General features: G+C 40.6%; 12 protein-coding genes. 4 read left to right on the top strand and 8 right to left on the bottom strand.

Annotated elements, in window-relative coordinates:
* Positions 1-21: 21 nt before the first annotated feature.
* Positions 22-495 (top strand): anaerobic ribonucleoside-triphosphate reductase-activating protein, encoded by a 474-nt coding sequence (gene nrdG / locus ACTG7L_RS06580; protein ID WP_439327909.1) that lies wholly within the window; start codon positions 22-24, stop codon positions 493-495.
* Between the two features lie 49 nt (positions 496-544).
* Here the strand turns inward: nrdG and purB are convergent, their stop codons facing one another.
* From purB to ACTG7L_RS06620, 8 genes are all read right to left on the bottom strand, one after another.
* Positions 545-1,912, bottom strand: coding sequence for an adenylosuccinate lyase (purB, locus tag ACTG7L_RS06585; protein ID WP_439327974.1), 1,368 nt, complete (start codon positions 1,910-1,912; stop codon positions 545-547).
* Between the two features lie 30 nt (positions 1,913-1,942).
* On the bottom strand, positions 1,943-2,554 hold the full coding sequence (gene hflD / locus ACTG7L_RS06590; RefSeq protein WP_132302675.1) for a high frequency lysogenization protein HflD: 612 nt from the start codon (positions 2,552-2,554) through the stop codon (positions 1,943-1,945).
* An 84-nt stretch (positions 2,555-2,638) separates the two neighbouring features.
* A complete protein-coding gene (locus ACTG7L_RS06595) occupies positions 2,639-3,556 on the bottom strand; it encodes a DMT family transporter (protein WP_439327910.1) in 918 nt (305 codons plus the stop codon).
* A gap of 70 nt (positions 3,557-3,626) precedes the next feature.
* Entirely contained in the window at positions 3,627-4,811 is a 1,185-nt protein-coding gene (gene uxuA, locus ACTG7L_RS06600; RefSeq protein WP_439327911.1) for a mannonate dehydratase, read from the bottom strand.
* A 20-nt stretch (positions 4,812-4,831) separates the two neighbouring features.
* Positions 4,832-5,587 carry an FCD domain-containing protein gene (locus tag ACTG7L_RS06605; RefSeq protein ID WP_439327912.1) on the bottom strand — a complete coding sequence of 252 codons (756 nt, stop codon included), beginning with the start codon at positions 5,585-5,587 and terminating at the stop codon, positions 4,832-4,834.
* Positions 5,588-5,590: 3 nt separating this feature from the next.
* On the bottom strand, positions 5,591-7,984 hold the full coding sequence (locus ACTG7L_RS06610; RefSeq protein WP_439327913.1) for a TIM-barrel domain-containing protein: 2,394 nt from the start codon (positions 7,982-7,984) through the stop codon (positions 5,591-5,593).
* A gap of 16 nt (positions 7,985-8,000) precedes the next feature.
* Complete coding sequence (locus tag ACTG7L_RS06615) at positions 8,001-9,302, bottom strand: TRAP transporter large permease (RefSeq protein WP_439327914.1); 1,302 nt, start codon at positions 9,300-9,302, stop codon at positions 8,001-8,003.
* A gap of 11 nt (positions 9,303-9,313) precedes the next feature.
* Positions 9,314-9,805 (bottom strand): TRAP transporter small permease, encoded by a 492-nt coding sequence (locus ACTG7L_RS06620; protein ID WP_439327915.1) that lies wholly within the window; start codon positions 9,803-9,805, stop codon positions 9,314-9,316.
* A gap of 247 nt (positions 9,806-10,052) precedes the next feature.
* On the opposite strand from ACTG7L_RS06620, the gene ACTG7L_RS06625 reads away from it, so the two are divergent.
* The 3 genes from ACTG7L_RS06625 (at position 10,053) to uxaC (ending at position 13,379) form a co-directional block, all read left to right on the top strand.
* Positions 10,053-11,039, top strand: a complete 987-nt coding sequence (locus ACTG7L_RS06625; protein WP_439327916.1) for a TRAP transporter substrate-binding protein — start codon at positions 10,053-10,055, stop codon at positions 11,037-11,039.
* Positions 11,040-11,120: 81 nt separating this feature from the next.
* Positions 11,121-11,966, top strand: a complete 846-nt coding sequence (locus ACTG7L_RS06630; RefSeq protein WP_439327917.1) for an SDR family oxidoreductase — start codon at positions 11,121-11,123, stop codon at positions 11,964-11,966.
* Positions 11,967-11,975: 9 nt separating this feature from the next.
* Positions 11,976-13,379: a glucuronate isomerase gene (gene uxaC, locus ACTG7L_RS06635; RefSeq protein ID WP_439327918.1), complete on the top strand. Its 1,404-nt coding sequence runs from the start codon at positions 11,976-11,978 to the stop codon at positions 13,377-13,379.
* The last annotated feature ends 7 nt before the right edge of the window (positions 13,380-13,386 follow it).

Here is a 13,386-nt window from a genome sequence, read left to right on the forward strand (position 1 = left end):
GCACCGCACTTTTTTAATGATATGAACTATTTACAATATTATCCTGTGGATATCGTTAATGGCGAAGGCACACGCTGTACCATTTTTGTGAGTGGCTGTGAACATGCTTGTAAAGGCTGTTATAATCAAAAAAGTTGGTCATTTAGTGCGGGTTTGCCTTTTGATCGTGCGATGGAAGAACAAATTATTCAGGATTTACAAGATACGAGAATTAAACGCCAAGGATTAACCCTTTCTGGCGGTGATCCCTTACACCCTCGCAATGTGGAATCATTGTTACCTTTTGTGAAACGGGTAAAACAACAATGCCCAGATAAAGATATTTGGCTCTGGACAGGCTATAAATTAGCGGAACTAAATGATCAGCAACGTCAGATGTTACCCTATATTGATGTGTTAATTGATGGTAAATTTATCCAACAACAAGCTGATCCTAGCTTGATTTGGCGTGGTTCGGCTAATCAGGTGATATATCGACTCAACGAGATAAAATAAAGCAAAAGTGCGGTGTTTTTCACCGCACTTTTCCTAATAAAATTAACTTCTAAAGTTTATCCACCAACTTAACCGCATCACCAATATAATTCGCTGGTGTCAACTGTTGTAAACGCACTTTCTCTTCTTCTGGAATCGCCAGTTTTTCCACAAATTCCCGCATGGCTTGTTCATCAACACGTTTGCCACGGGTTAATTCTTTTAGCTTTTCATAAGGTTTTTCAATGCCATAGCGACGCATCACGGTTTGAATGGGTTCGGCTAATACTTCCCAGTTTTGGTTAAGTTCATCACGCAAATGTTGTTCGTTCACTTCTAATTTGCTAATGCCCTTGAGCGTTGCAGCATAGGCAATTAAGCAATAACCCAAGCCGACACCGAGATTACGCAATACGGTGGAGTCGGTTAAATCACGCTGCCAGCGAGAAATTGGCAATTTTTGCCCTAAATGGCTCATCACTGCATTCGCCACCCCAAGATTGCCTTCAGAGTTTTCAAAATCGATCGGATTAACTTTGTGTGGCATGGTGCTTGAGCCGATTTCCCCTGCGATAGTGCGTTGTTTGAAATGATTTAACGCAATATAACCCCACAAATCACGGTCAAAATCAATGATAATGGTGTTAAAACGCACCACGGCATCAAAATACTCTGCAATGTAATCATGGGGTTCAATTTGGGTGGTGTAGGGATTCCATTGAATGCCAAGGGAAGTGACAAATTCTCGACTTAATTGATGCCAATCAATGTCAGGATAGGCAGATAAATGGGCGTTATAGTTGCCCACCGCACCATTAATTTTGCCTAACACATCCACTTGTTTTAATTGATTAAATTGACGGCGTAAGCGATACACCACATTCGCCATTTCTTTCCCTACGGTGGATGGCGATGCAGGCTGACCATGGGTACGGGAGAGCAATGGAATTTCTTTGTATTCGTTCGCTAACCTTGTAATTTCATCAATTAATTTTTGCCATTGTGGCAAAATCACTTCTTCACGAGCAGTTTTTAACATCAACGCATGGGACAGATTGTTAATATCTTCTGATGTACAAGCAAAATGGATAAACTCGCTAATTGCCGCCAATTCAGGCAAGGCGGCGGATTTTTCTTTTAAGAAATATTCCACCGCTTTCACATCGTGATTGGTGGTGCGTTCAATTTCTTTAATACGTCCCGCATCGGCAAGGCTGAAATTTGCCACAAGTTGATCGAGGTAATCGTTTGCTTGCTTTGACAAAGAAGAAACTTCCGCAATTTGTGCTGTAGATGCCAATTTTTGTAACCAACGTACTTCAACGGTGACACGGAATTTTAATAGACCAAACTCGCTAAAAATACCACGTAAAGCCGTGGTTTTATCTTGATAGCGACCATCAATCGGGGAAAGGGCAGTTAACGCATTGAGTTGCATAGTATTGAAAGACATAGAGATTTTGCTCCGTTAAATAGTTTCATATAATTGTTGTGCCATATTTAGGATCTTACGGCGAGAGAATAGCAGTTGCCATTTGCTACCACCTACTTGTTGCCAAAGCATAGCCGCTCGAACACCCGCTAGCAAACAGGCTCGAATACGGTTTTGAATAGATGGTTGCTGTAAATATTCCGCATTACCGAATATTTGAATCCGTTTACCCAATGGACTGAGAATATCGGTATAGATAGTAGCAATTTTTTCTAACATGGTTTCATCAAGCAGTGAATAATATTCTAATTGCGTTGGCATATATTGAATACGATGGGCGAGCTGAGATTTCGCTTCCGCATTATCTTGTAATCTGCCAGCCATTGCCACTAAGCTCAACCAATAGCGAGCGAGTTCAGGGTTTTGAGCATTTAGTTGTTCAATTAAGGTTTCTAAACCTAATTTGATATTATCCAACGAACCACCAAAAACCGCCAATGTATCAGTTGGGTGTGTTTGTAATAAACTTTTTAAAGAAACTTCTAGGGCATAGGTATTCGCTTGCCCTCGTTGTGCAAACTGTTGCACTAATCTTGCCGACTGACAAACCCCAGCTAGGGCGAGAGTGATGTCTTGATAATTTGCCATGTTTTTTGATGAAGATGAAGTTAGAAATTGGAGGCATAATAGCATTTTTTGAGGTAATTTTAAAGGAGCTTAAAATCGCTTGTATTATTGAGCTTGTGGTGTTTTCTTTTTCAAAATTATAGGTAATTGATAAACCACCAATGCTCCTAAAATACACAAACAACCTAAGGTTTTGCTCCAATTAAGCTGTTCGCCTAATAGTAAAATGCTAAATAGCAATGTCCAAACAGGTTCTAAAATCATAATAATGGCAGCATTGGCAACGTGGCAATATTTTTGTCCGATAGTTTGCAATAACATTCTGGCATTGGTAGCAAGTAATAATGCCGCAAGAAACCACCCCCAACTTGGGGCAGAAATGGTGTCTGGAAAGGTTTCAAATAATAATGAATAGCCACTACAAAAAATTCCTACCACACCCACTTGTAACGTGGTTAGAGCCAATACAGGAATATGGCGAGAAAATTGATTATTTAGTACAAAATAAATTGCCCCACATAATGAAGAAGAGAGGAAAATTAGGCTACCTAAGGAAAAATGCAACGTTCCTTTAGATAACGCTAATAATAGTAATCCTAAGGCAGCTATGGGTAAGGCAATCCAGAAAATACGATGTGGGCGATCTTTGAAAATCCACCAAGATAATAGCGGTGAAATAAGCATGGCAAGGCTGACTAAAAATGCGCCTTCACCGAAATGCTCGCTATGTACCAAACCAAATAACCACAGGGTTAAATAAATGGCATAACATAAACCAACGGCACAAGATCTCCATATTTGTTCACTTGATAGTTGTTTTAAACTGCGGTAAGCAAAAGGCAAATAGAGTAAAAAAGCAATGCTAAAACGTAGCCCCATGAAACCTAAAGGGGGGAATTCTATTAACGCATTTTTTGAGAAAAACCACCCAGAAGCGGCAATAATTGTGACAACGAAGAGAATGATTTCGCCACGATACTTATTAAGCATTGTTTCAAGCATAGCTTTCCCATGAAAGTTCATCAAAAATCACCGCACTTTTTCCCATCTTAGCGATGCCTGTCCAAAAGTGCGGTGAATTTTACATCTATTTTTATTTATCAAAATACACTTTCTTCAACGCCAATTCCAATCCACGAAACTCTGCCAAACCACGCAAACGCCCGATGGCGGAATAACCTGGATTAGTTTTCTTTTTCAAATCATCCAGCATTTGATGACCGTGATCGGGACGCATTGGGATTAATCTCGTGTCGCCATTGGCTTTACGGCGATATTCTTCCGCAAGCAAGGCTTTGACTACACCGAACATATCCACGTCGCCTGCCAAATGATCCGCTTCGTGGAAACTTAACGGATTGTCTTCCCGTTGGGTGGCTCGCAAGTGAGCGAAATAAATCCGATCGGCAAAACGTTCGGTCATGGCGACTAAATCGTTATCAGGACGAACACCGAAAGAGCCTGTACACATGGTAAAACCATTGGCAGCCAAAGGTTGCGTGTCAACATACCATTGCATATCGTCAATAGTGGACACAATGCGTGGCAGCCCTAAAATCGGGCGTGGTGGATCGTCAGGGTGGACTGCCATACGAATTCCGACTTCTTGTGCCACAGGGATAATTTCGTTTAAGAAATACGCCAAATGGGTACGGAATTTTTCAGGGGTAATGCCGTTGTAGCGATCCAGTTGAGCCTGAAATTCTTCCAATGTGTAGCCTTCTTCTGCCCCTGGAAGACCAGCGATAATATTTTTAGTAAGCGTGCTAATTTCATCTGCGGTCATTTGCTCAAAATAGGCTTGGGCTTGTTGACGTTCTTCCGCTGTATAAGTTTGTTCTGCATTTGGGCGTTTTAAAATATGCAATTCAAATGCCGCAAAGGCAATATGATCAAACCGCAATGCCTTTGAACCGTCTGGCATTTCATAAGCTAAATCGGTTCTCGTCCAGTCCAACACGGGCATAAAATTGTAGCAGACCGTATCAATCCCACATTGAGCGAGATTGCGTAAGGTCTGTTTATAATTATCAATCCACGTTTGAAAATGGCCTGTTTGGGTTTTGATTTCTTCGTGCACAGGCACGCTTTCTACTACTGACCACGTCAGCCCAGCTTGCTCAATCACGGTTTTGCGTTTTTCAATTTCGTCCACTGTCCACACTTGCCCATTGGGGATATGATGCAATGCCGTTACAATACCTGTTGCCCCTGCTTGACGGATGTCGGAAAGGGAAACGGGATCTTTAGGGCCGTACCAACGCCATGTTTGTTCCATAGAAAACTCCTTATAATTTATTAATTTAGTCCCACTGACACAGGATTGACGTTAAACAAAAAACCATCAAAATTTGGATCTTCAAGATCGGAAAGTTCAAACAGTTTTTGTTTTACGTTTTCCAAATGTTGCCACATGGTTTTTTTCGCCAGTGCTGGATCTTTTCGTTGTATGCTAGTTAAAATTGTTTCGTGATCTTTTAACCACATTTTGCGATATTGATGATCGCTAATATGTAGATGTAAACCTTTCCACATCGGATTATTGCGGTATTTCCACAGCTCTTTTTGCAGATTAATTAACACTTCATTTTGGGTAATTTCCGCAATGGCACTGTGAAATTCTTCATCTTCGGAATAATCTTCATCATTTTGCTCCAGCGTAATACGCTCACGACTTAAAATATCTTTTAGGCGTAAAATATCATTGCGACTCGCCTGAATCGCTGCAAATTCGGCAATGCTACTTTCGACCAATTGGCGAGCTTGCAACAATTCAAATGGTCCCACGTCGGCATATTCATAATTATCATCATTTTGTGCAACGGCTTTCGGTAACGCCGTCACATACACACCTGAGCCTTTACGCACGGAAACGAGATCGTCTAATTCCAACATAATAATGGCTTCACGAATCACCGTGCGACTGACATTCATCAGTTCTGCCAAATCCCGTTCAGGCGGTAAACGATCTCCCACTTGATAAACACCATCAACTAGCTGTTGTTTTAATATGGCTCCGATTTTTTTATAGGAGCGTAATTCTGCATCTGTCATGATTTAATCCTTTTTCACCATATCCGCTAAAGCCAGTTGTTCCCCCGATGTAAAAGGAACGCCATTGACTGTTAACGCTCTTTTCTCCGTTTTAGGTAAGCGGATTTTTAATGTATGATAGGCAGGTTGCCAATCGCCTTTTTTGTGAATCGTCAGTGAAATTTTATCGTTATCACAGGTTAATTTTAGCACTAATTGCAACGATTTATTTTGTTGATATTGGAAAGTTTCGCCATCGTCATCAAAAATCGTGCTTTCAGCTTGCCCATTTTTAGCAAAAGGGAAAATCACTAATTCTCGGCTATTGTCTAAACGACTATTTGTGTAAGCTGTCCGCTCTGACATAGGGATAATGCTGCCTGCTTTAACAAATAATGGAATTCGCTCAAGCGGTGCAGAAATCTGAATGCTTTGCCCTGCTTGATAATATTGCTGATCATAAAAATCATACCAACCTGCGTGATTTTGTGGCAAATAAACTTCTCGCTCACGTTGCCCTTGTTCCACCACGGAAGCCACTAATAAATCTTGTCCAAACAGATAATCATCGGTTTCTGCATAGGTTTGTGGATCTTGCGGATGATCTAAAAAGGTTGGGCGTAACATCGGCTCTAACTGACTGTGAGCTTGCCAAAAAATGTTGTAAATATAGGGCATTAGGCGATAACGCAATTTAATCGTCTCACGAATAATCGGGGTAATTTCGGGATACATCCAAGGTTCATTGACGGTTTTGTCATCATTCCAAGAATGAATGGTAAAACGGGGATGGAAAATCCCATTTTGTACCCAACGCACGAATAATTCAGGATCAGGTTTATTGCCTGAAAAACCGCCCACATCATGTCCCACGTTATACAAACCAGATAAACTCATACCCAATCCCATACGAATGTTATAACGCAAGGTGTTCCAGTTAGTGCGATTATCCCCTGACCAAGTTTGTACATAGCGATTCATCCCCGGGCTGCCCGAACGAGAAATCAAATAAGGACGTAAATTCGGGGCAAATTCTTGTTGTGCTTCAAAGGATGCTTTCATCATTAACAAAGGTTGCAACGGACGAATGAGTTTAATCGGAATGGGTTTGCCAAAGCCTTGGCATTGGGCATTGCCGTCCCACACTTCATATTCGTTATTGTCGTTCCAAGTAGAATCTATGCCGTATTCCAACAACTGTTGAGTGACATTTTGTTTCCACCATTGCACGGTGTTTGGGTTAGTAAAATCCAAATGGGAGCCTTCATCGTCCCAAAATACCGAGCGTTCAGGTTGGTTGCTTTCAGAATCTTGAATAAACAAACCTAGCTCTTGCACTTCTTTGTATTTCGGGTGATCTTGCAACAAGCAAGGTTTAATATTCGCTGCCACTTTCATGCCTGCTTGATGAAAATGAGCGGTCATTTCCTGTGGCGTTGGCACTTTGTCATGGTTCCAGTTAAACACATAACGTTTATTGCCAATGGACGTATAACCTGATGACAATTGGAAAGAATCGCAAGGAATATCATGTTCAGCACATAAATCCACAAATTTTTTCAGTTGTTCTTGTGCATCAGGGGCATCGGTGTAACTCATGGTGGAACCGCTATAACCTAATCCCCATTTTGGTCCGAAAATCATACCGCCTGTGAGTGCGGTGTATTTTTTGGTAATGCCTAATACACTTTCGCCAGCGATGACATAATAATCCAAATCGCCATCTTCTGCTCGGTAGCTCCGATAGGCGGTGTGATAATTATCTAATTCATTGCCTAAGTCAAACCAGCAAGACGCTAAATTATCGTAATAAAGCCCGAAACTGACGTCTGGTTTTTGGGTGATATAAAAAGGAATATGTTTATACAACGGATCGGTGGTTTCCGCATTATAGCCCATGGCATCTAAATTTCGCATTTCAAAGCGGCGACCCTTACGGTTGAGATTCCCTGCTTTTTCGCCTAAACCGTAGTAATTTTCTACCGCACTTCGTTCAATAAAATGGGAAATTCTGCCATCATTCACGCCGAATAAATACGCCCCTGTTTGGCGATCTTGTAATAGTGGCTGCCATTGTCCGTTATGTTGATATTGCCATTCTAAGTACAAGGGTTGATGCACTCGTACTTTTAATTTTTCCGTGGCAATTTCAATCACATTACCTTGTTGGGATAGTTGATATTCAGGTAAAGAAAAGCCGTCTATGGAAAAACGATCTCGCCCTTGCCAATCAATATCCGTTTGGTTTGGCGTAATCGCCCAAGTGCGGTCTAATTTGAATTGATTTTTTTTGCTGAATGCCACACGGATAATATCTTGCTCCAACACAAAAATATGCAATACATAATCTCGTTCACATTGAACATCGATACGATTATTTTCGTTTTTTATGAGCTGAATTAGTTTTAATGTTTTCATTATTTCAGTCCTATTATTAATATCCGAGTAATGTTCTTGGTAGCCATAAACTTAAGTCTGGTACAAAGGTGACAATTAATAAGGTAATAATTAATACGGCATAGAATGGTAATATGGGTTTAATCACTTTATCAATTTTCACCCCAGCCACAGAACAACCCACAAACAAGGTAGAACCTACAGGTGGTGTACAAATACCAATGGAAAGATTAAATGCCATTAAAATCCCAAAATGTACAGGATCCATACCTAATTCTGTTACAATCGGCAAGAAAATCGGGGTGAAGATTAACAAGGCTGGCGTCATATCCATAAACGTTCCCACGATTAATAAAATCAAATTGATAATCAGTAAAATCACAATGGGGTTTTCTGACACGGCTAATAACGCATCGCTAATGGTATAAGGAATATCCGCATTGGCCATCGCCCATGACATCCCCATGGATGCTCCGATTAAGAGTAATACGATGGAAGTCGTCACCATTGCATCAAGGATGATGGTTGGTAATTCTTTGAGTGAAATTTCTTTATAAATCAACATGGAAAGAATTAACGTGTAAACCACCGCAATAGCTGATGCTTCGGTTGCAGTAAAAATTCCCCCAATAATACCACCGATAATGACAACCACAAGACCTAAGCTTGGTAAGGCATCAAGGGTTTTATGAGCTACTTCTTTTAATGTTGGTTTCGGCGAAACAGGATATTTATTCTTCTTGGCAATCACATAAGCCACGACCATAATGCCCAATCCCATTAAAATCCCTGGAATGTAACCCGCTAAAAATAATGCCCCAATGGATGTTCCCCCTGAAATTAAAGAATAGACAATAAATGTATTACTTGGCGGAATCAACAAACCTGTTGGTGAAGATGTAATATTCACAGCGGCAGAAAAGGCAGGATCATAGCCTTCTTTCTTTTGTAGCGGTGCCATTGTACCACCGACTGCCGCCGCTGCGGCTACCGCTGAACCTGAAATTGAACCAAACATCATATTGGCTAACACATTGACGTGAGCCAAAGAACCTGGTAAACGACCGCCCAACACTTTGGCAAATTCAATTAAACGTATAGCAATGCCACCACGGTTCATAATATTGCCAGCTAAGATAAAAAACGGAATCGCCAATAAGGAAAAGCTATCTAATCCCGATGCCATTTTTTGCGAAACCACCGAAATTGCCGCATCAAATGGGACGGCTAACATAATGGTGAGTAGAGAAGACACCCCAATAGCGAAAGAAATTGGTACACCAATTGCAAGAAAGAAGAAAAAACTGCCTGCCAGTGTAATAATTGTTGTCCATTCCATAGTAAATTCCCCTAATTTTTGACTGATAATTGGTGGATTTCAGACACAAGATCTCTCAGTAAAAATACTGACATAAAGAATCCACTCATGGGTAAGGCGAGATAAACTAATCCCATTTGAATCCCTAGCACAGGTGAAATTTGACCTGAACTGAGCGTTTCTGCTGCTAAACGTCCACCACCATAAATCATAATGACACATACAAAAAATAACCCAATGAGATTAATAATAATTTTTAGACTGTTATGTTTGGTTGGGCTCGTTTCCAGTTTGCTTAAGAGTAAATCAATCGCAAGGTGTTTTTTCTGCCCAAGTCCATAAGCTGCTCCAATTAACCCTACCCAGATAAATAGAAAACGAGCAAGTTCATCAGTAATTGTACTCGGGTTGTTTAGTACATAACGAGAAAATACTTGCCAGACGACTGAAATCACTAAACCAATGCATAGCACTATGCAAAAAGTAGCTAAGGTTCTATCAAGTAAATTGATGAGTTTTGTCATAATTTCCCCTTACGGTATAAAGAAAAAGGTGATTTGATAAATTGGTAAACCAAATATACCTATATTTTACTAAAATAACAGCTTTTTTGTTATTTTTTTATCAAAAGTGTGATGGAGATCACAAATTTGAACAAAATTGGTTGATTGCTTTTTATTTTGGTCTAATATCTTTGTGTGTCAAGAGACGTTGTTTTAGCTCTCGGCTTAAACTTTTATTTGATATATTAATTTTAATGGAGAATTCATTATGCTTATCAAGAAAAATCTTATCGCTTTAACATTAACAGGCCTAATGGCTGCAACAATGTCATTATCAACGGCAGCTAAAACGACGTTAAAGTTAAGCCATAACAACGACAAAACCCATCCAGTGCATATTTCAATGCAAAATATGGCTGATGAAGTGAAACAGTTGACTAATGGCGAAGTGATCATTCGCATTTATCCGAATAGCCAATTAGGCAATCAACGTGAATCAATGGAATTAATCCAATCAGGTTCCCTTGATATGGCAAAATCCAATGCCAGTGAATTAGAAGCCTTTGAGCCATCTTATGGGGCGTTTAATGTACCTTATTTGTTTAAAGATGCCGATCATTATTATAAAGCCTTACTGGATCCTGAAGTTGGTGGCAAGATTTTAGATTCCACCAAAGGAAAAGGTTTTATTGGTTTAACCTACTATGATGCAGGTTCTCGCAGTTTTTATGCAGCTAAACCGATTAAAACACCTGCTGATTTGAAAGGCTTGAAAGTGCGTGTTCAACCAAGTCCAAGTGCATTGGAAATGGTAAAACTGATGGGAGCATCACCAACACCACTCGCTTTTGGTGAACTTTATACCGCACTTCAACAAGGCGTGGTGGATGCAGCTGAAAATAACCCAACGGCATTGACCTTAATGCGACATGGTGAAGTATCTAAATTCTTTAGTGAAGATGAACATACCATTATTCCTGATGTATTGTTAATCAGTGAAAAATCTTGGGAAAAATTGACACCAGAACAACAAAACGCCGTGAAAAAAGCTGCCGCCCATTCCATGATGACCCACAAAGATTTATGGGCAAAAATGGTCGCCGAAGAAGTGAAAAAAGCCAAAGAAACCTTAGGCGTAGAATTTGTGAAAGTGGATAAACAACCCTTTGTGGACGCCGTGAAACCAATGCACGACAAAGCCCTTGCCGATCCTGTGATCGGGCCTTATGTGCAAAAAATTGATGCGTTGAGATAATCTTTGAACGTATTTTATTTGGGCGAACAACAGAATAAAAATGGTTGTTCGCCCTTTAGGAATGGAATTAAGGAGTAAAAAATGTCTATTGCAAAAAATCATCATTTCAACGATAAAGTCGTGGTCATCACTGGTGCGGGTGGCGTGCTATGTGCTTATTTTGCCAAAGAAATTGCCAAAACAGGGGCGAAAGTGGCATTACTGGATATTAATTTAGAATCCGCTCAACAGTTTGCGGACGACATTGTCAAAGACGGCTACATTGCCAAAGCCTATCAAACCAATGTATTAGATTTAGCCAGTATTCAAGCTACTCGAGATGCTATCGCTCAAGACTTTGGCACTTGCGATATTTTAATCAATGGAGCTGGGGGAAATAATCCAAAAGCCACCACGGATAACGAATTTCATACCTTGAATTTACCAACCGACACTAAATCGTTCTTTGAGCTAGATAAATCAGGTATTGAATTTGTTTTTAATCTGAATTATCTCGGTACACTACTACCAACCCAAGTATTTGCTAAAGATATGATCGGCAAACAAGGGGCAAATATCATCAACATTTCCAGTATGAACGCCTACACGCCACTCACCAAAATCCCAGCTTATTCTGGTGCTAAAGCGGCGATCAGCAATTTTACCCAATGGTTGGCAGTGTATTTTTCAAAAGTGGGGATCCGTTGTAACGCCATTGCCCCCGGCTTTTTAGTCAGCAACCAAAATCGTGCCTTACTTTTTGATGAGCAAGGCAAGCCAAAAGAACGTGCCAATAAAATTCTCACCAACACCCCAATGGGACGTTTTGGCGAAGCCAATGAATTATTGGGCGGTATTTTATTCTTAATGGATGAAAATTACGCCAGCTTTGTTAATGGGGTGGTGTTGCCGATTGATGGTGGATTTTCTGCTTATAGTGGTGTGTAAGGGGGCGTTATGAAACCGTTTATGGGTGAAGATTTTTTGCTTTCTAATGAAGTTGCTCGCCAGCTTTATCACGATTACGCCAAAGATCAGCCAATTTTTGATTATCACTGCCATTTATCGCCAAAAGAAATTGCAGAAAATCGCCAGTTTAAGGATCTCGCTGAAATTTGGCTCGAAGGCGATCATTACAAATGGCGTGCTATGCGTTCGGTAGGCGTAGATGAGCGTTTTATTACGGGCAATGCCAGCAATATTGAGAAATATCAGGCGTGGGCAAACACTGTGCCACAATGTATCGGCAATCCGATTTACCATTGGACACATTTAGAATTACGCCGTCCCTTTGGAATCAAAGATCAACTTTTTAACCCTGAAAGTGCGGTAAAAATTTGGGAAATTTGTAATGAAATGTTGCAACAATCCGAATTTTCCGCTCGGGGCATTATGCAGCAAATGAATGTGAAATTGTCTGGTACAACGGACGATCCGATTGATAGTTTGGAATATCACAAGGCCATTCAAGCGGATGCCAGTTTTGATATTGACGTCGTGCCAAGCTGGCGACCTGATAAAATTTTCAAAATCGAATTGCCCCAATTCAATAGCTACATTGAACAGTTGGGAATCGTTGCCGATGTGGACATTCTCACCTTTGCGGATTTACAAAAAGCGATGTTAAAACGCCTTGATCATTTTGATTTGCACGGTTGCAAATCAGCGGATCACGGCATTGAAATTGTGCGTTTTGCTCCGATTCCCGATGAAAGCGATCTCGATCAGATTTTGCAGCTCAGACGAAGTAATCAACCTTTAACCGAACAACAAATTGCTCAATTTTCCACCGCTGTTTTAGTGTGGCTAGGCAAGCAATATCATCAACGTCAATGGGTCATGCAAATGCACATTGGGGCGTTACGTAATAATAACAGCCGAATGTTTAAACTGTTGGGGGCGGACAGTGGTTTTGATTCCATTGGTGATCGTCCTTATGCGGAAAATCTTTCCCGATTGCTGGATACCATGGATCAAACGGATCAACTGCCGAAAACCATTCTTTATTGTTTAAATCCACGAGATAACGAAATGATCGGGGCGATGATCGGTAATTTCCAAACAGGCGGTGTCGCTGGCAAAATTCAATTCGGTTCAGGTTGGTGGTTTAACGATCAAAAAGACGGCATGGAACGCCAATTACAACAGCTTTCGCAACTCGGGTTACTCAGCCAATTTGTGGGTATGTTGACGGATTCTCGCAGTTTCCTTTCCTACACTCGCCACGAATATTTCCGCCGTATTTTATGCGAAATGATTGGCGGCTGGGTGGTCAATGGTGAAGCACCGAATGATATAAACCTGTTGGGCAATATGGTGAAAAATATTTGCTATAATAATGCAAAAGGGTATTTTAAATAGGATGGCG

It is taken from the genome of Lonepinella sp. BR2357 (assembly GCF_051851525.1).
Taxonomy (GTDB): Bacteria; Pseudomonadota; Gammaproteobacteria; order Enterobacterales; family Pasteurellaceae; genus Lonepinella.